Source organism: Mucilaginibacter gossypii (genome assembly GCF_900100945.1).
In the GTDB taxonomy this organism is placed as follows: Bacteria; Bacteroidota; Bacteroidia; order Sphingobacteriales; family Sphingobacteriaceae; genus Mucilaginibacter; species Mucilaginibacter gossypii.
The window spans coordinates 27,916-51,490 of the sequence record NZ_FNCG01000001.1 but is presented as its reverse complement, the minus strand read 5'-3'; the positions used below and the strand labels follow the sequence as shown (position 1 = coordinate 51,490).

Below are 23,575 nucleotides of genomic sequence, written 5' to 3'. Positions count from 1 at the left end.
TTTTATTTTTTTATGACGATATCTTATGGTTGCTGAACAGGCAGGATTCCAAGAGCCCTTTGCAGGTCAATTTTACTGCTGAGTAAATTGAACAAGGCATTATAATAGCTCAGTTCGGCAGTACGCAGATCTGCCTGCGATACAATTACGTCGAGGTAAGTTTTTACTCCCTCGCGGTACTGCAGGCTTACCACCTTATACACATCTTTTGCAAGTGTTACATTTTCGCGAATGAGCTGGTAGCTGGTGTAATTGCTTTTATATGCCGCCAGTGCCTGGGTATATTCCGTATAAATACTATTTTTTGTATTGATCAGGTCCAGGTCGGTACGTTCAACCTGCAGCCTGGCTTTAGCGAGGTTTTGCAGGCGCTTCGTCCCCTGGAAAATAGGTACAGCCAGCGTTAAGCCAACATAACCTGTAGGGAAAGACTTATTATACAAATCACCTAAATCATGACTGAAGTATGCATGCTGGTAACTCCCTACCGCTGATAATGAAGGCAAAAACCCAAAGCGGTAGTAATTTACGTTGAGATTATTGAGTGCCTTTGTTGTTTCAAGCAAACGGTATTCGATCCGGTTATTTACATTGAGCGATTGTAAAGTATCAATACTGGCCTCCTGCTCATACCGGCTCGAATCATAAGAAAGGCTTAACGGTGTAGCCGCGCCTACGCCCATGATCTGCTTTAATAAAGCAGTTTTACTTTTGATGGCTTCTTCGGTTTGTTTACGGGTAGCCAATGAATTATTTAAAGCGATGGTTGCCTGCTTATAATCCGTAGGATCGGATACACCGGCAGTATACCTGCTTTTGGCATCCTTCAGGCTTCTTTGCAACCTGATGATGTCCTCATTAGTAATGTCAAGTTGTTTGCCGGATAGTAAAACATCAAAAAAAGCTTTGCTTACATCGCTTACCACATCAATCTGGCTGCTTAAGGTGTTCTGCTTATAGTACTCACGCGAATATCTTTTCGCCCTTGAAGCAAGAAATACATCGTTGTTATATAGTACCTGCGAGGCCGTAACGCCCAGGGTTGAAAGGTTACGGATACTACCCGCGTTGCTAGGGATGTTAGCACCGGAGGCACCAGCCTGCGGGCTGCCCTTATAGTAATAATTATAAAGGCCCGAGCCGTTCACCTGCGGCAGCCAGGCCGACAGGCCAATTCTAATATCACGCTCATTGATCTGTTCATCAATGGAAGCCTGCCTTACTGTTGGTTGGTTACGCAAGGCAAAGTCAATAGCCTGTTTGAGGGAAACCGGTCCGCTTATACTATCAGCGGCAGTTTGGGCATAACTATTGCTATGTAAATTCAATGTTAAATTAAGTACAAGAAGCGCCAAAAAGTACTTGTGTTTTTTCATAGGGTAGCTATAAATAACAATGTATATCAGGCAAAAATTATAAGAAAAAATTTTATAATTAGTGCAGGATTGTTACGGGGAATGCGAATATGTAATTAATATTACTAATTTAAAATCACGAACAAGAATTTTACGTAAAAAATTACAAAAACACGGGATAGTATCAGCTTTTTGGGCTTTTGACAAAAAAATGAAAATAATAGGCTCGATATAAACAAAAAAATTAATTAATTTGCCGTGTAAGAATTTGTGTGCTTCTTAAGTAGTATTGATACGTTAATAGGCATTATTTTAAAAAAATTTACACACACCGTATAAGTTATATGCTTATTCATGGTATTTTTACACAAAATTTAAGCAGAGTTAATATACATGGTTAAAAAACTACATGGGAAAATCGCTCAGTTTCAAGTAGCAAATATGCTGCGTGAACGGGGGTTATATCCTTATTTCAGGCCTATTGAGTCTGCACAAGACACTGAGGTAATTATTGACAACAAGCGGGTATTAATGTTTGGTTCTAACTCATACTTAGGCCTTACCAATCATCCAAAAATCAAAGAAGCTTCAAAAAAAGCAATTGACAAATATGGCACAGGCTGTGCCGGTTCACGTTTTTTGAATGGTACACTTGATATCCACATTGAGCTTGAAAACAGGCTTGCTAACTATGTAGGCAAAGAAGCTACTGTTTTATTCAGCACAGGTTACCAGGTTAACCTTGGTGTACTTTCGTGCGTTACCGGCAGGAATGATTATATCATACTTGATGAGTATGACCATGCCTGTATCATTGACGGCAGCCGCCTGTCGTTTTCAAAAGTGATCAAGTACGCTCATAACGATATGGCCGATTTGGAGCGCAAATTAAGCATACTTCCTGAAGATGCCGTGAAGATTATCGCTGTTGACGGTATTTTCAGCATGGAAGGCGATATTGTTAAATTGCCTAAGATTGTTGAGCTTGCCGATACTTACGGTGCCAATATCATGGTTGATGATGCCCACAGCCTTGGTGTAATTGGTGATAAGGGTGCAGGTACCGCCTCACACTTTAACCTTACCAATGAAGTTGACCTGATCATGGGTACCTTCAGTAAATCATTAGCCTCGTTAGGTGGTTTCATCGCCAGCGATCAGGACACTATTGATTATATCAAACACCGCGCACGTTCATTGATGTTTAGCGCAAGTATGCCTCCGGGCTCTGTAGCCAGCGTAATTGCAGCATTAGATATCATTGAATCAGAACCGGAGCGTATCGAGAAATTATGGGATAACACCAATTATGCTATGAAACTTTTGCTGGAAGAAGGCTTTGACCTTGGCCCTACCGAAAGCCCTATTTTGCCGATCTACGTTCGTGATAACGAAAAAACTTTCGCGGTTACCAAACACCTGCAAGCTTCAGGTGTATTTGTTAACCCGGTTGTATCCCCTGCCGTTCCTTCCGATTCGTCACTGCTTCGTTTCTCATTGATGGCTACCCATACCTTTGAGCAAATTGACGAAGCCGTTGAAAAACTGTCAAAAGCCTTTAAAGAAGTTGGTGTAACCGCTTCTGTTAAAGAAAAAATATAATGAAGAAACCTGAGGTGCATTTAGCTGCTTTTTTATTAAAGTAAGCTAAATGCACTTTTTATTTTAAAGCATACCAATTTGCTTTATTCAATCATTTACCACACATGATTACAATAGTAACGGTTAAATCAAAAAAAGAACTGGCTTCATTTATTGATTTCCCGCATGACCTGTACAAGGACGATCCTTACTATGTTCCGGAGTTGTTTATTGCCCAAAGGGACCTCTTAACCAAACATCCCTTCCATAAACACAATACCGTACAACCCTTTTTAGCTTATAATGGCGATAAAATTGTTGGCCGGATAGCCGCGATCCTTAATAACGGGCATAACGAATACAGCCATGTTAACGATGGCTTTTTTGGCTTTTTTGATTGTATTAACGACACGGCAATATCTAACCTGCTTTTTGAAACCGTTACCAAATGGCTTAAAGAAAAAGGCGTTACCGGTAAACTGTTAGGCCCTACCAACTTTTCAACAAATGAGCCCTGTGGCTTATTAATAAAGGGATTTGATAGTTCACCATTCCTGATGAACACCTACAATTTTGCGTATTATGCCGACCTGGTTGAGCATTTTGGCTTTAAAAAAGATGTTGACCTGATTGGATGGCATTGGGAAGGACAAGCCTATGATGACAAATCGGTAAGGTTATTAAACGCGCTTGAAGATCGGTTAAAACGCAATGATATCATTATCCGCAAGATCAACCTTAAAAATTTTAAGGAAGAGGCTGCAAAACTTCGCGACGTTTATAACTCGGCCTGGGACAAAAACACCGGTTTTGTGCCACTTACCAACGAAGAATATGATTACCTGGCCAAAGATCTTAAACTGATCCTTGATCCTGATTTTGCTATTGTTGCCGAGCAACGTGGCAAGATAGTTGCATTTGGCCTGGCCCTGCCCGATTATAACGATATCTTCAAAAAAATAAAACGCGGCCGCTTGTTGCCCACCGGCATTTTCAAATTATTGTTCGGCAAAAAAAGCATCACCGGCATCCGCATTTATGCCCTCGGCGTTATTGAAGATTACCGCAAAATGGGCATTGAAGCCTGCTTATACGGCACCATTATAAGGGAATATAAGGCCAAGGGTTATAAACATGCCGAAGCCGGCTGGACACTGGAGAACAACGATATGATGAACCGTGCCATTGAAGCTATAAAAGGCGACCCGTATAAAAAATACAGGTTATATCAAAAAGCGATATGAGGGAACGGGTTTTAATAACCGGTGCAAGCGGATTTGTTGGATATCATTTAATTGAAGAAGCCCTGCAAAACAACCTGGAGGTTTTTATAGCTGTACGTAAAAGCAGCAAAATTGATCACCTAAAGGAATTAGACATTCAATATATCTACCCCGAGTTTAACAATAAAGAAACATTAAAGAAGCAACTGGCAGAAATAAAACCCGATTATATCATCCACGCGGCAGGTGTAACCAGCGCCCGCTCCGAGGCCGAATATAACCGGATCAATGCTACATATACCCATAACCTGGCTTCGGCGGCTTATGAAGCTTGCCCTGATTTAAAAAAGTTTGTACTTATTGGCAGCCTGGCTTCAGTTGGGCCGCTTAACACGCTAACCGGCACCATAACCGAATCAACCCCTCCGCGTCCTGTTACAGCATACGGCAGGAGCAAATTGCTTGCCGAAGAAAAATTAAAAACGGTAAACGGCTTGAATTATACTATCCTAAGGCCAACCGCGGTTTACGGACCGAGGGACACCGGCATATTTATATTTTTCAAACAGATAGTGAAGGGCATTGAGCCCTATATAGGCAAGGCGCAGCAAAAGCTCAGCTTTATATATGTTAAAGACCTGGCCAAAGCAAGTATCAAGGCCTTATACGGTGGCAATAACAAGACATATAATCTGAGCGATGGTAATTTTTATAACCGTTACGAGTTAGGCACCATCACCAAAGATGTGTTAATGCTAAAAACGCTAAAGTTTCATCTGCCTGTAAATTTTGTTAAAATGATTGCAGCAGTATCTGAAAAAATAAGTTCTTTGAGCAACAAAGCTGCGGTGCTGAATATTGAAAAGCTTAATGAACTGACCGCCATTAACTGGAATTGCGATATTGAAGCAGCTAAATCCGACCTGGGTTTTTATCCTTTATACAATCTGCAAAACGGCATGGCCGAAACGCTAAAATGGTATAAAGCCAACAAATGGATTTAGCCGATTAATTTGAAATAAATAATAGTAACATAAATGAAAATCAACATTACACCTGCTAAAGGTAAGCTTGGCATCCTGATCCCCGGGTTAGGCGCTGTAGCAACTACCTTAATTGCCGGCGTAGAGGCCGTTAAAAAAGGCATCTCGCAGCCAATTGGCTCCCTTACTCAAATGGGCCACATACGTTTAGGAAAAAGGACCGAAAACCGTAACCCGAAAATTAAAGAATTTGTTCCTTTAGCCGATTTAAACGACATCGTATTTGGCGGTTGGGATGTTTATGAAGATAACGTATTTGAAGCTGCCTCAAACGCACAGGTACTGGAAGCAGGACTTTTACATTCGGTTAAAGCCGAATTGGAAGCTATAAAGCCAATGAAAGCCGCGTTTGATAAAAACTACGCTAAAAACCTTGATGGCACCCACGTTAAAACCGGAACCAGGCTTGAGCTTGCCGAGCAGGTAATGGAAGATATCAAAAACTTTAAAGAGGCTAATGGTCTTGACAGGGTTGTGTTGGTATGGTGCGGTTCAACCGAGATCTACTACGAAGCATCGGCTGTACACCAGTCATTAGCAGCTTTTGAAGAAGGTTTGAAAAATGACGACAAGCTGATCGCTCCAAGTATGATCTATGCTTACGCGGCTTTAAAATTAGGTGTTCCTTTTGCTAATGGTGCCCCTAACTTAACAGTTGATATCCCTGCATTGATCGAACTGGCTAAATTAACCAAAACTCCAATTGCTGGTAAAGATTTCAAAACAGGTCAAACTTTAATGAAAACAGTATTAGCCCCAGGTTTGGCAGCACGTTCGTTAGGTGTACACGGTTGGTTCTCGACCAACATTTTGGGTAACCGCGATGGCTGGGTTCTTGACGATCCGGATAACTTCAAAACTAAAGAAGTATCAAAACTGGGTGTATTGGAAGATATCTTCAAACCGGAAGATAACCAGGAACTTTATGGTAACATCTACCACAAAATCCGTATCAACTATTACCCTCCGCATGGTGATAACAAAGAGAGCTGGGATAACATCGATATTTTTGGCTGGTTAGGCTACAAAATGCAGATTAAGATCAACTTCCTTTGCCGCGACTCGATCCTTGCTGCCCCTATCGCGCTTGATTTGGCTATCTTCTGCGATCTGGCTAAACGTGCCGGCATGAGCGGTATCCAGGAGTGGTTGTCATTCTACCTGAAATCGCCTCAAACAGCACCAGGCCTACATGCAGAAAACGACATCTTTAAACAACTGATCAAATTGGAGAATACCCTTCGTTACCTGATGGGCGAAGACCTGATCACCCACCTTGGTTTGGATTACTATGACGACATGTTCGCGACCGAATAATCGTTAAATTACCAAATACCGTCAAAACAGCCGTAAGCAGTTGAACCCCTGCTTCACGGCTGTTTTGTTTTTGTGAGGTAAAAAAATCCAGGGGCGGGTAACATTCCTTTATCAGCATTAGTCTTATTAGCGCCAAGTATAAATTGTTAAATAATGTTATTTGGATAGCCCGGCACACTTTCAGCCGGCAACAAAAACGCTTAATTATATTTGATTACCAGATGATTATAAAATAAACAATATAGTAAACCGAAAAGTAACGAGCATACTAATGGCTGCTCAAAGCCGTTGTTTGGGTTATTATGGCTAAGGTAATATAATACAGTAAATAGCTGTAAACAATATTTGACTTTTTGACCACATTAGTCTGTAGTGATTTTTTTTACCTTTGGCCTGTTAATTGTAAACTCCGTAATAACCATCTGCCGGGAGTGTACAAAGCAAGGGAAGTGAGGAAAGATTGGGTGGCAGAACAACGAAAAACATACAGGGGCGGACATAATTAAGCTGCCAGGAATATTTGAATAATTAATACATACCTCTTTATCCAATAATAACAGTATTGAGCCGAAAAAAGAAGTTTGTATTTGCACAATTGCACAAAGTACATGGATTGTAAAAAATTTTATAAAAGCTTATTTTTCTTAATACTGTTCTTTTCTGCTTCGGCATTATATGCGCAGCAAACGGTAATAACGGGTACTGTTACCGATGCAGGTAACAAACAAACCCTGCCTTCTGTTAGTATTTCTTTCACGGGCACCACCACCGGTACCACTACAGATGTTAATGGCAAATATCGCCTGGCTACAAACAATCAGCAATACAAACAAATCAAAATTTCATTTTTAGGTTATAAAGACGCTTTTTTAGCTGTTGTTCCCGGTAAAGAGCAGGTTATAAATGTAAAAATGTTCCCGGCTTCGCAACAACTTAACGAAGTTGTGGTAAAATCGGGCAAAAAACCTAAATACCGTAATAAAGATAACCCCGCTGTTGAGCTGATCCGTAAGGTTATCGAAAATAAAGAAAAGAACCGTCCCGAAGCGTACAACTATGTTGAATACAAGGAGTATGATAAAATGATGTTTGCGTTGAGCAATGTATCAGCCCAGTTTTCGGACAGAAAATTTTTCCGTAAGTATAAGTTCATTTTAGATAATAGGGATAGTACATTGGTACCCGGCAAATCGTTATTGCCTATTTACCTTGATGAAAAATTGCAGCAAGTTTATTATCGTAAAAACCCCGAAAAAACAAGGGAAAACATAACTGGCCAAAAAAGTGTAAACTTTGGCCCTGGTATTGATAATGAAGGCCTTACCCAATACTTTAAACACCTGTACAACAAAGTTGATATTTACACCAACAACGTATTTTTGATAACCAGCCAGTTCCTGAGCCCAATCTCTGATAACTCGCCAAACTATTACAAATATTTTATTGCGGATACTGTTCTTGATGAGCACAATAACAAGCTTGTTAAACTTGATTTTACACCGCGCAACAGTACCGACGTACTTTTTGAGGGTAGCATATACATAACGCTCGATGGGAACTACGCTGTTCAAAAGTGTGATTTAACTATCAACAAGCATATCAATATCAACTTCATCAGGTCAATGAACGTTAACCTGGAGTTTCAACAAAACCCGGATGGCCGCTATCACCTGAGCAAAAGCACTACCATTGCAGATTTTGGCGCATCCAAAAAAGATGCAAAGAGTGGTTTATTTGGTATCCGGGCTATAACCTACAGCAATTACGTGGTTAACAAACCCCGGCCGGATACAACCTACCAGGGATCAGAATATGCGGAATTAAGCGATGAAGTGAAGCATCGACCCGAATCATTCTGGCAGGAAAACAGGCCAGATACTTTAAGAACTGCCGAATCTAAAGTATACAAGAATATTGACAGCCTGCGCAATATGCCATCATTTAAGCGCACAGTTGATATAGCAACCCTTTTGCTTGCAGGTTACAAAGGCTTCGGCAAGTTTGAGTTAGGTCCGGCTAATACATTTTACAGCTTTAACCCTGTTGAGGGATTCCGTTTACGTGTAGGCGGCCGAACCACGCCAGACCTAAGCAAGCGTTACTATTTTGAAACTTATGCAGCTTATGGCTTTAAAGATGAGCGCTGGAAGTACTTTCTTAGCGCAACATACTCGCTTAACGATAAGTCCATCTACCGTTTCCCGCAAAATTACATTAGAGCAAGCTTTCAGCGTGATACCAAGATCCCCGGTGCGAACTTGCAGTTTGTACAGGAAGACAACTTTTTGTTATCGTTTAAACGTGGTGTAAACGACAAGTTCCTGTATAATGACTTTTACAGGTTTGATTATGTACACGAGCTGGAAAGCCACTTCTCTTACGCAGGTGGCTTTAAAAAATGGACACAAGAACCTGCAGGATCACTGTATTTTGACAACATCATTAACGATTTGCCAAACTCTATCCACCATTTAACTACTACCGAACTTACAGCAAGCGTACGCTGGGCACCGCATGAGCAGTTTTACCAGGGTAAAATCTACAGGATCCCTATTCCTAACAAATATCCCGCTTTTGAGCTTGATTATGCCGCTGGTATTAAAGGCTTTTTTAATGGCGAATACAACTACCAAAAGCTTGATTTCCGTGCTGATAAGCGCTTTTACTTTTCACAGTTAGGCTATGCGGATATCAATGTTTCGGCAGGTAAAATTTTTGGTTCGGTACCTTACCCGTTGTTAACTATACACAGGGCAAACCAAACCTATGCATACGATATCGACTCATACAACTTAATGAACTTTTTGGAGTTTGTGAGTGATAAATATGCAAGCTTCAGGATTGACCAGCATTTCAGCGGCTTCTTCTTCAACAAAATACCGTTGTTAAAGAAACTTAAATGGCGCGAAACCGCATCAGTAAAAGTATTATACGGTGGTTTGTCTGACCAAAATAATCCTTCAATACATCCGTCATTGTATCAATTGCCGGTTGGCGTTGATGGTGTACCAATTACTTACACATTAGGTAAAACACCTTACGTTGAAGGTAGTGTTGGTATCGAAAATATATTTAAATTTATACGCATAGATTTTGTAAGGCGCTTTAACTACCTTGACCAGCCAAACGTTGCCCAATGGGGGTTACGGACAAGGCTTAAATTTGACTTCTAATCATCGTACCTAAATAAGCAGAGAGAATAACATGGAACAGCAAACAACAACACTTAGGAGATCATTCAGAACCAACTTGCAATTAGGCATTTATAAGGTTATTGATCCGTTTGTGAAGATCCTTATAAAAATAGGTTTAACCCCCAATGCCGTAACTACTATAGGTTTTGTACTTAACGTAGGCGTTGCAGGGATATTTATTTTAGGTGCCGAAGAAGGTAACCGCGGCGATTTAACCTACGTAGGCTGGGCCGGCGGCCTCATCCTTTTTGCAGGCTTATTTGATATGCTTGACGGCCAGGTAGCCCGCTTAGGGAATATGAAATCAACCTTTGGTGCTTTGTACGATTCCGTACTTGACCGCTACAGCGAATTGATCATGTTTTTGGGTATTTGCTATTACCTGGTGGCGCATCACTACTTCCTGAGCTCGATAGCTGCCTTTATAGCGCTGATCGGCTCAATGATGGTTAGTTATGTACGTGCACGTGCCGAAGGTTTAGGGGTTGAAATTAAAGGCGGTTTAATGCAAAGACCTGAACGTGTAGTAACTATCGGCTTATGCGCAGCTTTATCGGGCATAGTAGCTCAGTACATAGGCGGTAACTATAAATTATTTGTTCCCGGCATCAGATTCCATGTATTTGAAACCATATCGATATTTACTATTCCGCTGGTAATACTTGCTGTTTTAACCAATATCACCGCTTTTAACAGATTAAGAGAGGCTAAAAAAGCATTAATTAAACTGGAAGAGGAAGAAGGTAAGTAAGTTTATAGTTCTAAGTCAAAAGTCTTAAGCAAGGACGTTGAATTACTTCTCTTAAGGCTGCGAACTTTAGACTTAAAACTTTTGGCTTAAGACTTACCAACAAATATCATATCTTCGCAACAATAAAATAAAGGCATTTACACTTAGCAATATCTTTGCTAAAATTGCCTTTTGTTGATTAAAGGCCAGCCATTCTGAAAAATTTTAACATCCATAAACAGGCAGAGAAATAATAAAACATTTTAAACCTGATTATAACAATGAAAAAGAAATATATATCCAACTCGCAGGAATCGGTGCGAATGTTTAAGAGCGACTTTTTAGAAGGCTTATCAAAGGTACATTATACCGTGCCCCTGTACATTTTTGTGCCTGTTATTGGATATTGCAGTTATAAATTCTTTGATTTAGGGTTAGACATATTAACCTACATAGGCCTGTTCATTTTCGGCCTGTTCATTTGGACCATCACCGAATACATTATGCACCGTTTTGTTTTTCACTATCAACCAAGTGAAAAACTGGAATGGGCGCAACGCCTCCATTTTATTATGCATGGTGTGCATCATGATTACCCGAGCGATGCCAAACGTTTGGTATTGCCCCCGTCATTAAGTATTCCGCTGGCTACAGGCTTTTTCTTTTTGTTTAAATGGTTATTGCCTGTAAACTACATCTGGGGCTTTTTTCCGGGCTTTATTTTAGGCTACCTGTTTTATGACATATCTCACTATGCCATGCACCATTTTAACTTTAAAAGCGGCCTGTTCAAAAAAATAAAACAACACCATATGCTGCACCACTATCAGGATCCTGAAAAAGGTTATGGTGTGAGTTCACCTTTCTGGGATAAAATTTTCCGTTCAGATTTCTTAAAAAAATAGCAATGACCAATGCCAATACAGGCGTAACAGTAAATATCCGGTCGATAATTATTGTTTCGCTGCTTTCCATTGCTTACCTGGCGTTTTCAACTTTCCTTATTGGTTATAAACCAGACGAGCTTACGCTGGTAGTTATTTTCAATGTGCTGTTCTATGCGTCGGCAATAACCCGCAAGTTTATATTGGGCTTCACTATTTTCATAGTGTACTGGATTGTTTTTGATTACATGAAAGCCTTCCCCAATTATAACTACAACCCGGTACATATTGCCGAGCTCTATAATGCGGAGAAACACCTGTTCGGCATTCATTTTAATGGCAAGCTGCTTACACCCAACGAATACTGGCTGGCCAACAGCAACACTTTTATTGATGTGTTATCGGGCTTGTTTTATTTGTGCTGGATCCCTGTGCCGCTGGGCTTTGCCGCTTACCTGTTCTTCAAAAACAAAAAACAGTTCCTTAATTTTTCGTTAACGTTTGTTTTGGTGAATATCCTGGGCTTTATAGTTTACTACGCCTACCCTGCCGCACCACCCTGGTTTGTTCAATATCACGGATTTCATTTTATTCCGTTAACTATGGGCAATACCGCCGGACTGGCCAGGTTTGACGCCTATTTTCATGCCGGGGTTTTTAAAGGGATTTATACAAAAGGATCAAACGTGTTTGCTGCCATGCCGTCGCTGCATTCGTCATACCCGGTTATAGTGCTTTACTACGGCTTAAAAAACAAGCTGGGACTTGCTAATATCTTTTTTGCGGTGGTAACCGTTGGCATCTGGTTTACGGCTGTATATGCAAGCCACCATTACGTGCTTGACGTGTTGGCCGGCATTACTTGCGCGGCATTAGGTATTACCTTATACAACGTACTGTTAAAGCAATTTGCAGGTTTACGATCAGCGTTAAATAAATACGAACGGGTAATCTCTTAAGCAATCGCATAGCAAAATCTTTTTTTGTATACAATACTATGCATTAAAGCTGATGCTGTGGGATATGCGCGGGCAATTGTTAATTAATATTTCCAGGGTTATCCTCCTGAAAAACAGCTCATACTGTTCAAAAATGAATAAAAAGTCAAGCGATCTTCACAAACACCTATGTCGGCGACCTTAAACAGGCACGCTATTTGCCTAATTATAAGTAGATTATTGCATTTTCGAGTAATCTGTTATATGAAGAGACTTATTACCTTACTTTTTTTTCTGACAGCCATGCTTAAATTATCAGCACACGCCAGTGAGCTTGATAGTCTTAAGCAAAAATTACAGGTTACCAGTGATTCGTTAAAAGGCCCTATCTATACCCAAATAGCTGCCCATTATTTAGGATACGATACCGTATCAACCCGGCGAATGAAATACTACTTCCAAACCGAGGCGCTTAATTACACTATGCTCGCCCTGCATAGCTATTCCACTTATAACGATACTTTAGGCTTGCGTACAAGCTTTAACGCGCTTGCAAAGGTTTATCGTTCGCAGCGTAAATTCAGCGAGGCCAAATGGTTCATTTTGCAATCGAACACCATATCGAGGCAAAGGAAGGATACGCTTAATATTATCAGCTCGCTTATAGAGCTTGCAGCTATTAAAAGCGACATCAAAGACTATAAACTCAGTATGAAGGACCTGAACGATGCTTTAACCTTATCGCTCAAAACCCACGATCCTAAAAAAGAGTCGATAGTGCAGGTAGGCTTTGCCGAACTTTACCGGAAAATGAACGATTATGATAAAGCTGCAGTAGCTATTAAACGCCATGAATTTTTGGACGATAGTCTTAACCAGGTCACAGTCGACAGCATTGCCAAGGTAGCTGCTGCCGATTCGATCAAGATCAAAAAACAGGATTCGGTGATAGCCAAAAAAAAAGTATTTACCAAAAACTCCAGGCGCAGGCCAATGCTAAGGTACGCCAGGCACATAACATCGTTATCATTCTCACAGTCACCACTATTATTCTCGTCGTTATAGCTATAATTATTATTTACAGGCGAAAGAAAACCGGCCGCTGGCGTTCAGCTATCAGAAGGCCTAAACAATAATTTAAACCACAGGCGTTTAAAAGTGTCAAAGCACTAAGATGAAAAAATTGATAGTATTATTTGCTGCATTATTCTGGTTTGCAAATGCCTACAGCCAAAGCAGCAAACACTTCAGGACCGAGTTTTTAAACAGCATTAATGCTACACGCCAGAAAGGCTGCAATTGCGGCAGCAAATATTTCCCGCCGGCCCCTCCCCTTACCTGGAATAATGATTTGGAAGATGCAGCTATAGGGCACGCTAAAGACATGGCCCGCAAAAGCTATTTTAGTCACGACAGCAAAGACGGCCGCAGCATGGAAGACCGCATAGTATACGCCGGTTATAAATTTAAAGGGTTCAAAAGTTTTGCCATAGGCGAAAACATAGCCCAGGGCCAACAAAGCATTGCGGAAGTGATGGCTGGCTGGTTTAAAAGTGAAGGCCATTGCCGCAACCTCATGAACCCGGACTTTAAAGAAGTTGGCGTGGCAGAATATAAAACCTATTGGGTACAGGATTTTGGCGGCCGGACCTCATTTTCGGCTCAGCAACAAAAGCTGATTAAATCAGGGAGATACAGATTAATACAGGAAAAGCCTGTGGAAGGGCATTAATTATTGCCTGAACCGGGATTTCATAGGATTTTTCGGAAGTCAGGATCTTGTCTGTGAAATCCAACCAATCTACTCATTCCGCTCGCAAATCAAATCCTATAAATCCGGTGAATCATCCCAAATCCCGGTTCAGATTACTCCGGTTTCGGTTTCGGCTCCCTTGGGCCGCGTTTGTAGATAATGAGGCCATTCAGGAAATTACGCAGGATCTGATCGCCGCAGGGTTTAAAGTTGGGGTGATCATCAGCACGGAATATGGCACCAATCTCGGCTTTGGTGATCCTGAAATTAACCAATGCCAAAACCTTGATGATATCATCATCAGTAAATTTCATAGCCACCCGCAGCTTTTTCATGATATCGTTATTGCTCATTATATATCTTTCTTTTAAACAAAATTACCTCGAAATTTCCATCTTCACCTTTTTGCCCTTAATTTTTTCGGCCTTTACCTGCTTTACTACACTTTCTATTCTATCGCGCTTGATTGCAGCGTACGATGAGTAGTCAAGCACTTCTATCAAACCGAGGTCCTCCTTTGCCAGCCCGCCTTTTTTAAGCAGCAGGCCTACAATATCCACCTTGTTAACTTTATCCTTTTTGCCAGCGGCTATGTACAAGGTAAGCCAAGGCGATGCAGGCGGCAATATCAGTTTTTCGGGCAGTTCTTCAATTTGGGGCAGTTGTTTTAGGTATGGCAACTTTTCATCGGGTATTAGCATCAGGTATGATGTACCTTTAGCGTTCATACGTGCTGTGCGGCCGTTACGGTGTAAAAAAGCTTCCTCATTATGCGGCAGCTGGTAATGTATCACATATTCTATTTCAGGGATATCCAGCCCACGTGAGGCCAGATCGGTGGTGATCAATAAACGGTGACTTCCGTTCCTGAATTTTAACAGGGCGCGTTCCCGGTCGTCCTGTTCCATACCGCCGTGAAAAACATCGTGCTCCAACCCCTTGTACCAAAGCAACTCGCCGATCCTGTCAACCGCTTCACGGTGATTACAAAACACAAGGGTTGCTTTATTACCAATTTTACAGATCAGGGCAAAAAGTGCATCTAGTTTATCGGCAGCTTCGGATATCACCGCTTTTTGTTTAATATCTGGCGCCGAAGTAACATTACTTAAAAAGTTCACTTCAACAGGTTTAGCAATCCCTGTAAAATCCGGGATCTCACTCATTTTTGTAGCCGAAGTCAATATCCGCTTTTTAACAACGGGCAACTGCCTGATGATATAAGCCATATCCTCCTGAAAACCGAACTCAAGCGCTTTATCAAACTCATCGAGAATGAGCGTACGTACAGTATCAGTACTAAAATTTTCTTCACGCAAATGAAAGGCAATCCTCCCCGGCGTACCAACCAAAACTGCAGGCGGATGCGAAAGATTATTCCGTTCAATTTTTACAGCATGGCCGCCATAACAGCAATTGATCTTGAAACCCGTACCCATAGATTTCCAAACCTGCTCAATTTGTAAAGCAAGCTCACGCGAGGGCACCAGGATCATCACCTGTACTGTAGAAACACCGGCATCAAGCAGGTTAAGCAAAGGCAATAAAAAACCAAGCGTTTTCCCCGAGCCCGTAGGTGATAAAAGGATTACATCACCTTTTTTAGCGGCACTAAGCGCGGCAAGCTGCATGGGGTTAAGGGCAGTTATGCCGAGGTTACTCAATGCCTGATCAATCATGGTTTGTTTTTGTTGAGGCGCAAAGATACGGTAAAATTTCCCCGGGGGACCGATTATCTGTATCGGCTTAGCTATTAACTTAACGGACTAAAAAAGCGGGAGATTGTGCGATTTCCTTCCCGAGAAGGGATTTTTCCCATTAGCTTCTTACTCCGCCACCTCCGTTTTAAAATTATGCTTAATAAACCTTGCAACCTTTTTAGCTTCCCGATGGGTTAAATTCCCCATACAGGTATATTCCCATTCGTGCATATGATCGTCAAAAACAATATCTCCAAGATCTGTTTCCCCTTCACTTAACCTAAATACGCCAGTTGCATACACATTTGTACCGGGTATCAGCTGCTGCACCGCTTCAATGCCGATCTGGCGTATACCATCTTCGGTATCCAGATCATAGATCACCGACTTTTCCATCTATCAACTACAATATTAAGCCCGTTTTGTTTAAATAATTACCTTAAGACTGGCTTACCAGCTCATGATCTCCATAACCCGGGTAAATTCGGGTTGAAGTGCAGCTTTGATCGTTATTTCTTCGCTGGTTATGGGGTGCTTAAAATTTAACTGCGATGCATGCAGTAGCATGGTTTTCATTGCCCATTGCTCTAAAAACAACTTATTCTGTTTGTTACAGCCGTGGGTGCGGTCGCCTATAATTGGGTGAAAAATGTGGCTCAGGTGCTTGCGTAATTGGTGCATACGCCCGGTTGTAGGCACAGCCTCAACCAATGAATACCTTGAAGTTGGATGTTTGCCTAGAGCTATATCAAGTTCTGCCCTTTTTAGGGTAGTGTAACTGGTAAATGCATCCTGCAAAGTGCCATTCTCTTTGCGCAGCGGGTAATCTATATCTTCCGCATCAGGTGTATGGCCCCTTACTATGGCCAGGTATTTCTTGCTCACACGGTTTTCCATAAATGCTTTTTGCATGGCAATCTCTACCTCTTTATTAAAAGCAAAAAGCAGGATGCCACCGGTTTTACGATCGATGCGGTGAACAGGGTTAACTTTCATGCCAATTTGATCCCGAAGCAATTGCAGGGCAAACTCTGAAGCATCGGCTGCTATGGGCGACCGGTGAACCAGCAATCCATGGGGCTTGTTGATGGCAATCAGGTGTTCATCGCGGTATATGATCTCTAACATGGGCATAATTACAAGGCTGCGAATTTACGGCAGCATTTTGGATTTATTTCCGAAATCTTTCCATCGCAGAAACGCATCACATTAAAATACCTCACAAAATCTTTTTAAACAGCTTTTAAAAGTTATTGATGTAAAAAAATAATTTTAAATAGTATTGCTTTTCCTATCTTTAGTTCATACCTAAATACAATTAAACTAATGACTACCACAGCAGACCAGGCAAGTGCTAAACAAGCCGACGATATTAACGCGGCGCGCACCCGTTTATTTTCATTGGACGCCCTCCGGGGATTTGATATGTTTTGGATTATGGGCGGCGAAGAGATCTTCCACGGCATGGCCAAAGCCACCGGTTCACCTTTCTGGGGCGCTATTGCCAACCAATTTACCCATCCCGACTGGAATGGTTTTCACCTGTATGATCTTATCTTCCCGTTGTTCCTGTTTATGGCAGGCGTATCAACTCCATTTTCTGTGGGGCGCGAACTGGAAAAAGGCAAAACACGCCAGCAATTATTGCTGCGCGTTATAAAAAGGGCATTTATTTTAGTGTTGCTCGGCCTTGTGGTAAACAACGGGTTAAAAATTATGCCTGTTTCAGAGATCCGGTTCCCCAGCGTATTGGGCCGTATCGGTATTGCCTATATGTTTGCCAACATCATTTACCTGTACAGTACCGAGCGCTGGCAAATGTTTTGGTTTGGCTTTTTCATCATCGGCTATTGGCTGCTGCTTAAGTTTACCTCTGCACCGGGCTTCCCTATGGGCGACCTGACCATGAAAGGCAACTTTGCCTCATACGTTGACCGCAGCATACTACCGGGCCGGTTGTATTTAGGCATCCACGATCCTGAGGGGCTTTTTTCAACCATCCCGGCCATCAGCACCGGTATTTTAGGCATCCTTACCGGCCTGTTGCTTAAAAAGGGCGGTGTTACGCAAATGCGCAAGGTAACTACCATGGCTGCAGTAGGTATCATCTTCCTGATCCTTGCACAAATCTGGAACCTCGATTTCCCGATCAACAAAAACCTGTGGACAAGCTCGTTTGTACTGCACGTAGGCGGCTTAAGCCTTTTGCTGATGGCATTATTTTACTATATTATTGATGTAAAAGGCTATCACAAATGGGCATTTTATTTCAGGGTGATAGGCATGAACTCCATTTTGATTTATATTTCGGGCCACTTTATTAAATGGAGTTATACAACCGAAGGCCTTTTTGGATGGATAGGCCAGTTAGTAGGCGATCCATACAATATTGTAGTAATGGCTATTTGCTTCGTAATGGTAAAATGGGCGTTTTTGTATTACTTGTATACCAAGAAGACATTTTTGAGAGTGTAAGCTGAACCTTGATTGAAAGGATTTTAGGATAACCATGAATTAAAAAGCATCAAGGCTATCCTAAAGTCCGGCAAATCAAGGTTTAAATATCACGGCATCCTTTAATCCTATAAATCAGGGTTCAACCATATTTTCTGCTCCTCCGGCGTTAAATAAGTCCAGGCCATGATGCGGCTTACCTTTTGGCCTTGCGACATATTGATGGTTTGCACATCTTTTACGCCTTCTTTTTGAAGGGCATTATACAAGATCCTGAGATTTTCTTTTTTTGAAACCAGCGTGGTAAACCATAAAACCTGTTTTTCAAAGGCCTTGCTTTGCGCGGCCATCAGTTTCAGGAATGCAGCTTCGCCCCCGGGATACCATAATTCGGTATTTTGGCCGCCGAAATTAAGTATAGGCTGTTTATCTTTTCGTAAACCCAGGTTATCCCATTTACGGGCCGAACCGGCAGCAGCTTCCTTAGCCGAAGCGTGGAAGGGCGGGTTACAGATAGTAAGATCAAATAACTCGCCGGGTTTAATGATCCCTTTAAATATATCAGCCTTCTTGCTTTGCTGCCTCAATTCAACAGCAACCTTTAACTGGCTGTTTTGCTCAACAATACTTTGTGCGGATGCCATAGCCTCCAAGTCGAGTTCTGAGCCAACAAAGTTCCAGCCATATTCTTTGAAACCTACTATGGGATAAACCAGGTTAGCGCCCGTTCCGATGTCAAGTACACGTACTTTCCGGCCTTTGCGCACAACACCGTTATTAACAGAAGCAAGCAGATCGGCCGCATAATGGATATAATCGGCACGACCAGGTATAGGCGGACATAAAAAACCTTCGGGAATGTCCCAGTAGTTTATATCGTAATGATATTGCAGCAATGCCTTATTAAGTGTTTTTACTGCTTCCGGATCGGCAAAATTAATGGTAAAATTATCATATTCATTGGTACGCACAAATGGCCTCAGGGCAGGCGTGGCTTTGATCAATGCTTTAAAATCATACCCCGCGCGGTGTTTATTACGCGGGTGCATATTGGTTTTAGCCTGAGGCTGATTGGATTCTTGTGCTGACAATGGAATAGTGTTTTTAGTTTATGATTAACCCACAATGCCATTCAGATAGGCAGGCGAATAATTGATAGATTTTAATGTTTTATGATCAGAGGTACGGTACACCAGGTACAAACCGTCTATCTCTTTATAGTATGCATCCGTACTGGCCGTATTTTTATAGTGTTCGATGGTTTTCTCAGCCTCTTCAACCGTTTTGCAGGCTTTGCTCATGTTGGAGCGGTGCACTTCATCAAACAGTTCTTTAAATTTTGAGCCCAGGCCAAATTCAAGTACTGCTCCTGATAATACGTATTGCAGATCGCAGAGGGCATCAGCTACTTCAACCATGTTATTATCATTAACAGCCTGCTGCAGTTCTTTTAATTCTTCGGCAATAAGTTCGATACGCAGATCACAGCGTGCTTTTGAGGGTATTGCAGGTTTTTCAATTATAGGGTGCTTAAAAGTGGCATGAAATTCGGCTACCTGGGTTAATGCACTTAAATCTTTGATCATGTTGTTTTAGGGCAATAAATAAACGGCTAAGTTAAGAATTAACCCTAAGGCTTTCAAAAAATTAGTAAAGCCGTATTAGGCCAAGGGTTATAAAACAAAAAATAAATAAAGCAACAACAATTAATAGCACTGATTATCAATTAATAAAAATTTAACATAAATAGTAGTTGTTAACATAAACATAATATTAAAACCACATTATATTAACATAACTTTGCACCGCACAGAAAAAAACTGTGCTTCACCCGATCTCTAATCCATTCACATGAAAAACATAAAAGATAAAGCCGCTATTAAACAAGCCCGTAAAGCTCTTAAGAAACAAATAAAAGAGAAATTAGTTATCCAGATTGAAACCCTGGTAAGTGAATTTGGCCCCGATGTTAGCAAAGCTAAAAAAGCTATAGACAAAGCTGCAAAAAACCTGGCAAAAATATTGGCGGCTAAATTACGTCCTGAAGCACACGCCGCTCCCGCTGAACCCAAAGCAAAAAAAGGGAAAAAAGCAACCGACGCTGCACCAATTACTCCTGCAAAAGCGCCTGCGAGCAAAACAACGAAAGATACCGAACCTGAAAAAGCCATTTAACTAAGAAAACAAACGACAAAAAGACGTTCAATTCATTTTTTTTAAATCCCAAAAAGCCAATTGTTAAGAATTAAGACCTTTCAGCAGTTGGCTTTTTTTGTTAATTCAACACTCTGGCATAAAAAAATACAAAAATGCCAGTATTTTTCATCACAAATCACCTAAAACAGTAAATCACAAGTACAAATCTTCTAATAAAATTGATTTTACATTGACAATTATTCAATAATTATTAACTTACGTTAAAATTAACATTATTTCAATCGCCATAACCTCCGTTTTATGAAGAAAATTTTACTATTCACCCTCGTTTTGCTAACCATAACTCCCCTATTGACATTAGCACAAAAGAAAGCTATAACCGGAATCGTTACCGATGCGGCAAGCAATGCACCAATGCCCGGGGTATCGGTACATATAAAAGGCAGCAATTTAGGTACAAGCACCAACGCAAAGGGGATATACACTATTTCAGCAGCGGCAACTGATGAACTGATTATAAGCTATACGGGCTACAAACCATAACAGTTGCTATTAACGGACGTACTAAAATTGATATTACACTGGTTGGTGATATAGCCCAATTAAATGAAGTAGTATTAATAGGTACACGATCTGCCGGGCGGGTAAAACTTGAAACGGCGGTTCCTGTTGATATTGTTAATGTGGGTAAAGCGGCCTCAGTAACCGGTCGTATGGATATTACCGACATCCTTAACTATTCGGCCCCATCATTCAACTACAATAAACAATCCGGTTCGGATGGTGCCGACCACGTTGAATTGGGTACATTACGCGGCTTAGGCCCCGATCAAACCCTGGTTTTAGTAAATGGTAAACGCCGGCATTCCACTGCTTTTGTTTCGGTATTCGGTACGCGCGGTCGCGGTAACTCTGGTGTCGACCTGAGTTCTATCCCAACCGCATCTATCGACAGGATCGAGATCCTTCGCGACGGCGCTTCGGCCCAATATGGCTCTGACGCTATTGCGGGTGTTATCAACCTTGTTTTAAAGAAAACCACCGGCGTGTTTAATGCCAATGTTGGTTATTCTGGTTATTATGATCCCGCTTTTAACAGTGGTAAAAGTGTTGTTGCGTCTCAATACCCTCACGGGGGTGCTATTGATGGCAATGGTATCACTATTGATGCCAACTATGGTTTAGCGCTCGGCAAAAACGGCGGTTTCATCAACTTTACGGGCGACTATGCCAAAAACGGCAAAACCTTTCGCCAAACGCATGATACCACAACCTCAAACCCTAAAGCGCTGCCTATAAACCCGTACAGGCGTGCCAATGGCGATGGATCGGCCGAGAGCGGCACATTCTTTTTCAACCATGAATCACCTCTTGCCGGTACCCGTACAACCTTGTACAGCTTTGGTGGTTACAGCTATAAGGCATCTGACGATTATGCCTTTACCCGTAATTTCTCTGGCCGTCCTGAACGTTTCCCTACCGACAACAGCGGCAAAATGATCCCGGTGAGCGGTATCATTTTTAACACCCCAGACGGCGAATCATATTACAATCCCATTATCCGTACACATAATACAGATCTTGCCATTGCCGTAGGCGCAAAAGGCACCCTGGGCAATGCCTGGGACTGGGATTTGAGCAATAATATTGGTAACAATAAGTTCCACTTTTTTGGCTATAAAACATTTAATGCTTCTTTAGGGGCTGATAAAACCAATTTTGACGACGGCGGATCGGAGTTTTTACAAAACACCAGTAACCTGAACATCAACAAACATTTTGGCAATGTAATGCAGGGCCTTAACCTTGGTTTTGGCGGCGAATACCGTTACGAGCGCTATAAGATCTTTTCGGGCGAAGAGGCATCCTACAAAAATTACGACCCAACCGGTGTAAAAGCGGCAGGCTCACAGGGATTTCCAGGCTATCAGCCCGGTGATGTGGTAAATGCCCACCGTTCGGTAGAAGGTGTATATGTTGATCTTGAAGGCGATATCACTAAAAAATGGCTGGTCGATTTCGCTAACCGCTATGAACATTACAGCGACTTTGGTTCAAACTTTAATACTAAACTGGCCACACGTTACAAAATCACCGATAACTTTAACATCCGCGGTTCATTGGGTACAGGCTTCCGTGCACCTTCATTACAACAGATCAATTACAGTTCAACTTTTACCAACGTACAGGGCACTGTGATATCTGAAGTTAAAATAGCCCCTAACTACAGCCCCATCACCAAAGCAGCAGGCATCCCTAACCTTAAACAGGAAAAATCAAAAAATGCTGGTTTAGGCTTTACCTTTAAACCGATGCCTGAGTTAAGTTTTACTGTTGATGGATACTATATTAAAGTTACCGACCGCGTTGTGCTTTCTGGCCAGTTCAGTGCCGATGACGAAACCCTCGACCCTACATTTACCAATGCCCTGAAAAACCTGCATGTAAGCTCTGCCCAGTTTTTTGCCAATGCTGTAAACACTACCAATAAAGGTTTGGACGTAGTTATTGACTACAACAAAACCATTGGCGCCAACAGGTTCAGGGTACTTTTTACAGGCAATTTCCAAACTATGAAGATTGACAAGGTAAATTACCCGCCTATACTTGGTACTACCCCTGCCCTGCGCGAAACATTTTTGAGCGAACGTGAAAAGAAATTTATCCTGGCATCGGCCCCCCCTCAAAAACTTAGCTTAAACCCCGAGTTTAGCCACAAAAGCTTTACCGTAGGTACCCGCTTTACTTACTTTGGCAAAGTTGTTATTGATGGCTATGGCGACGGTACAACTCTTACACCTACCGTACCAACCGATAATGGTTCGGCACAACTGCCCGACCAATATATTTACAGCGGCAAAGTAGTGAGCGACCTGTATTTCGCTTACAAAGTGGCGAAATCGGTTCGTGTATCAATAGGCGCCGACAATATTTTTAACGTACATCCCGATCTGGCTTATGTAAAGGGAGCTAAGGGATGGGCTTATAACAACGAACCATCGGGTCCGTTTGATGCCGTACAAATGGGCGAAAACGGCCGCCGCTTTTTTGCCAGGGTAGGCTTTACATTTTAAATAATTAACTGAAAAACTATTAACTGACTGATTCGATACAGGTCGCCCCGATTGTGGGGCGACCTTTTTTTATTTTAGAGGAGATTCATAAATATTGATAGCTCTGTAACTTTATATGTTGATTAAACTCTAAACTGTTAAAACATGTTAAATAGGTTCAAAAAATAAGATT

Annotated in this window: 21 protein-coding genes; 14 read left to right on the top strand and 7 right to left on the bottom strand. The window is 41.6% G+C overall.

Annotated elements, in window-relative coordinates:
* Positions 1 to 23 precede the first annotated feature (23 nt).
* On the bottom strand, positions 24 to 1,376 hold the full coding sequence (locus BLS28_RS00215) for a TolC family protein (RefSeq protein ID WP_090526356.1): 1,353 nt from the start codon (positions 1,374 to 1,376) through the stop codon (positions 24 to 26).
* A 372-nt stretch (positions 1,377 to 1,748) separates the two neighbouring features.
* On the opposite strand from BLS28_RS00215, the gene spt reads away from it, so the two are divergent.
* The 10 genes from spt (at position 1,749) to BLS28_RS00165 (ending at position 13,997) form a co-directional block, all read left to right on the top strand.
* The gene (gene spt, locus BLS28_RS00210; protein WP_090526354.1) at positions 1,749 to 2,957 is read left to right on the top strand and encodes a serine palmitoyltransferase; all 1,209 of its coding nucleotides are present in this window, start codon (positions 1,749 to 1,751) and stop codon (positions 2,955 to 2,957) included.
* 104 nt (positions 2,958 to 3,061) lie between these two features.
* On the top strand, positions 3,062 to 4,180 hold the full coding sequence (locus BLS28_RS00205; RefSeq protein ID WP_091162131.1) for a GNAT family N-acetyltransferase: 1,119 nt from the start codon (positions 3,062 to 3,064) through the stop codon (positions 4,178 to 4,180).
* Positions 4,177 to 5,163 carry an NAD-dependent epimerase/dehydratase family protein gene (locus tag BLS28_RS00200; RefSeq protein WP_091162129.1) on the top strand — a complete coding sequence of 329 codons (987 nt, stop codon included), beginning with the start codon at positions 4,177 to 4,179 and terminating at the stop codon, positions 5,161 to 5,163. Before BLS28_RS00205 ends, BLS28_RS00200 begins: the two co-directional genes overlap by 4 nt.
* Positions 5,164 to 5,196: 33 nt before the next feature.
* The gene (locus tag BLS28_RS00195; protein ID WP_090526349.1) at positions 5,197 to 6,519 is read left to right on the top strand and encodes an inositol-3-phosphate synthase; all 1,323 of its coding nucleotides are present in this window, start codon (positions 5,197 to 5,199) and stop codon (positions 6,517 to 6,519) included.
* A 608-nt stretch (positions 6,520 to 7,127) separates the two neighbouring features.
* Complete coding sequence (locus tag BLS28_RS00190) at positions 7,128 to 9,692, top strand: DUF5686 family protein (RefSeq protein ID WP_091162126.1); 2,565 nt, start codon at positions 7,128 to 7,130, stop codon at positions 9,690 to 9,692.
* A gap of 31 nt (positions 9,693 to 9,723) precedes the next feature.
* On the top strand, positions 9,724 to 10,464 hold the full coding sequence (locus tag BLS28_RS00185; protein ID WP_091162125.1) for a CDP-alcohol phosphatidyltransferase family protein: 741 nt from the start codon (positions 9,724 to 9,726) through the stop codon (positions 10,462 to 10,464).
* A 260-nt stretch (positions 10,465 to 10,724) separates the two neighbouring features.
* Positions 10,725 to 11,348, top strand: a complete 624-nt coding sequence (locus tag BLS28_RS00180; RefSeq protein ID WP_091162123.1) for a sterol desaturase family protein — start codon at positions 10,725 to 10,727, stop codon at positions 11,346 to 11,348.
* 2 nt (positions 11,349 to 11,350) lie between these two features.
* The gene (locus tag BLS28_RS00175) at positions 11,351 to 12,286 is read left to right on the top strand and encodes a phosphatase PAP2 family protein (RefSeq protein ID WP_091162121.1); all 936 of its coding nucleotides are present in this window, start codon (positions 11,351 to 11,353) and stop codon (positions 12,284 to 12,286) included.
* Between the two features lie 282 nt (positions 12,287 to 12,568).
* A complete protein-coding gene (locus BLS28_RS00170; protein WP_176844327.1) occupies positions 12,569 to 13,330 on the top strand; it encodes a hypothetical protein in 762 nt (253 codons plus the stop codon).
* Positions 13,331 to 13,439: 109 nt separating this feature from the next.
* Positions 13,440 to 13,997 (top strand): CAP domain-containing protein, encoded by a 558-nt coding sequence (locus BLS28_RS00165; protein WP_090526334.1) that lies wholly within the window; start codon positions 13,440 to 13,442, stop codon positions 13,995 to 13,997.
* Positions 13,998 to 14,131: 134 nt separating this feature from the next.
* Here the strand turns inward: BLS28_RS00165 and BLS28_RS00160 are convergent, their stop codons facing one another.
* The 4 genes from BLS28_RS00160 to BLS28_RS00145 form a co-directional block, all read right to left on the bottom strand.
* Positions 14,132 to 14,371, bottom strand: a complete 240-nt coding sequence (locus BLS28_RS00160) for a DUF1456 family protein (RefSeq protein WP_091162115.1) — start codon at positions 14,369 to 14,371, stop codon at positions 14,132 to 14,134.
* Positions 14,372 to 14,395: 24 nt separating this feature from the next.
* A complete protein-coding gene (locus BLS28_RS00155; protein ID WP_091162113.1) occupies positions 14,396 to 15,697 on the bottom strand; it encodes a DEAD/DEAH box helicase in 1,302 nt (433 codons plus the stop codon).
* Positions 15,698 to 15,844: 147 nt separating this feature from the next.
* Complete coding sequence (locus BLS28_RS00150; protein WP_091162112.1) at positions 15,845 to 16,114, bottom strand: hypothetical protein; 270 nt, start codon at positions 16,112 to 16,114, stop codon at positions 15,845 to 15,847.
* Positions 16,115 to 16,168: 54 nt separating this feature from the next.
* Positions 16,169 to 16,846, bottom strand: a complete 678-nt coding sequence (locus BLS28_RS00145) for a pseudouridine synthase (RefSeq protein WP_091162110.1) — start codon at positions 16,844 to 16,846, stop codon at positions 16,169 to 16,171.
* A 198-nt stretch (positions 16,847 to 17,044) separates the two neighbouring features.
* On the opposite strand from BLS28_RS00145, the gene BLS28_RS00140 reads away from it, so the two are divergent.
* Entirely contained in the window at positions 17,045 to 18,193 is a 1,149-nt protein-coding gene (locus BLS28_RS00140; RefSeq protein ID WP_091162108.1) for an acyltransferase family protein, read from the top strand.
* Positions 18,194 to 18,300: 107 nt separating this feature from the next.
* On the opposite strand, the gene rlmF is transcribed toward BLS28_RS00140, so the two are convergent.
* Together rlmF and BLS28_RS00130 are read right to left on the bottom strand one after the other, a co-directional pair.
* A complete protein-coding gene (gene rlmF / locus BLS28_RS00135) occupies positions 18,301 to 19,263 on the bottom strand; it encodes a 23S rRNA (adenine(1618)-N(6))-methyltransferase RlmF (protein ID WP_091162106.1) in 963 nt (320 codons plus the stop codon).
* A gap of 24 nt (positions 19,264 to 19,287) precedes the next feature.
* Positions 19,288 to 19,758, bottom strand: coding sequence for a pyrophosphohydrolase domain-containing protein (locus tag BLS28_RS00130; RefSeq protein ID WP_218134322.1), 471 nt, complete (start codon positions 19,756 to 19,758; stop codon positions 19,288 to 19,290).
* A 265-nt stretch (positions 19,759 to 20,023) separates the two neighbouring features.
* On the opposite strand from BLS28_RS00130, the gene BLS28_RS00125 reads away from it, so the two are divergent.
* The 3 genes from BLS28_RS00125 to BLS28_RS00115 all read left to right on the top strand — a co-directional run bounded on the left by BLS28_RS00125 (position 20,024) and on the right by BLS28_RS00115 (position 23,403).
* Positions 20,024 to 20,347: a hypothetical protein gene (locus BLS28_RS00125; RefSeq protein ID WP_091162104.1), complete on the top strand. Its 324-nt coding sequence runs from the start codon at positions 20,024 to 20,026 to the stop codon at positions 20,345 to 20,347.
* 282 nt (positions 20,348 to 20,629) lie between these two features.
* Positions 20,630 to 20,872, top strand: a complete 243-nt coding sequence (locus BLS28_RS00120) for a carboxypeptidase-like regulatory domain-containing protein (protein ID WP_091162102.1) — start codon at positions 20,630 to 20,632, stop codon at positions 20,870 to 20,872.
* The gene (locus tag BLS28_RS00115; RefSeq protein ID WP_369596616.1) at positions 20,869 to 23,403 is read left to right on the top strand and encodes a TonB-dependent receptor plug domain-containing protein; all 2,535 of its coding nucleotides are present in this window, start codon (positions 20,869 to 20,871) and stop codon (positions 23,401 to 23,403) included. Before BLS28_RS00120 ends, BLS28_RS00115 begins: the two co-directional genes overlap by 4 nt.
* Positions 23,404 to 23,575: the final 172 nt, after the last annotated feature.

Excerpts from the sequence above, each read along its gene's own strand:
- BLS28_RS00215 (WP_090526356.1), bottom strand. The coding sequence starts at position 1,376 with ATGAAAAAACACAAGTACTTTTTGGCGCTTCTTGTACTTAATTTAACA.
- spt (WP_090526354.1), top strand. The coding sequence starts at position 1,749 with ATGGTTAAAAAACTACATGGGAAAATCGCTCAGTTTCAAGTAGCAAAT.
- BLS28_RS00205 (WP_091162131.1), top strand. The coding sequence starts at position 3,062 with ATGATTACAATAGTAACGGTTAAATCAAAAAAAGAACTGGCTTCATTT.
- BLS28_RS00200 (WP_091162129.1), top strand. The coding sequence starts at position 4,177 with ATGAGGGAACGGGTTTTAATAACCGGTGCAAGCGGATTTGTTGGATAT.
- BLS28_RS00195 (WP_090526349.1), top strand. The coding sequence starts at position 5,197 with ATGAAAATCAACATTACACCTGCTAAAGGTAAGCTTGGCATCCTGATC.
- BLS28_RS00190 (WP_091162126.1), top strand. The coding sequence starts at position 7,128 with ATGGATTGTAAAAAATTTTATAAAAGCTTATTTTTCTTAATACTGTTC.
- BLS28_RS00185 (WP_091162125.1), top strand. The coding sequence starts at position 9,724 with ATGGAACAGCAAACAACAACACTTAGGAGATCATTCAGAACCAACTTG.
- BLS28_RS00180 (WP_091162123.1), top strand. The coding sequence starts at position 10,725 with ATGAAAAAGAAATATATATCCAACTCGCAGGAATCGGTGCGAATGTTT.
- BLS28_RS00175 (WP_091162121.1), top strand. The coding sequence starts at position 11,351 with ATGACCAATGCCAATACAGGCGTAACAGTAAATATCCGGTCGATAATT.
- BLS28_RS00170 (WP_176844327.1), top strand. The coding sequence starts at position 12,569 with ATGCTTAAATTATCAGCACACGCCAGTGAGCTTGATAGTCTTAAGCAA.
- BLS28_RS00165 (WP_090526334.1), top strand. The coding sequence starts at position 13,440 with ATGAAAAAATTGATAGTATTATTTGCTGCATTATTCTGGTTTGCAAAT.
- BLS28_RS00160 (WP_091162115.1), bottom strand. The coding sequence starts at position 14,371 with ATGAGCAATAACGATATCATGAAAAAGCTGCGGGTGGCTATGAAATTT.
- BLS28_RS00155 (WP_091162113.1), bottom strand. The coding sequence starts at position 15,697 with ATGATTGATCAGGCATTGAGTAACCTCGGCATAACTGCCCTTAACCCC.
- BLS28_RS00150 (WP_091162112.1), bottom strand. The coding sequence starts at position 16,114 with ATGGAAAAGTCGGTGATCTATGATCTGGATACCGAAGATGGTATACGC.
- BLS28_RS00145 (WP_091162110.1), bottom strand. The coding sequence starts at position 16,846 with ATGTTAGAGATCATATACCGCGATGAACACCTGATTGCCATCAACAAG.
- BLS28_RS00140 (WP_091162108.1), top strand. The coding sequence starts at position 17,045 with ATGACTACCACAGCAGACCAGGCAAGTGCTAAACAAGCCGACGATATT.
- BLS28_RS00130 (WP_218134322.1), bottom strand. The coding sequence starts at position 19,758 with ATGATCAAAGATTTAAGTGCATTAACCCAGGTAGCCGAATTTCATGCC.
- BLS28_RS00125 (WP_091162104.1), top strand. The coding sequence starts at position 20,024 with ATGAAAAACATAAAAGATAAAGCCGCTATTAAACAAGCCCGTAAAGCT.
- BLS28_RS00120 (WP_091162102.1), top strand. The coding sequence starts at position 20,630 with ATGAAGAAAATTTTACTATTCACCCTCGTTTTGCTAACCATAACTCCC.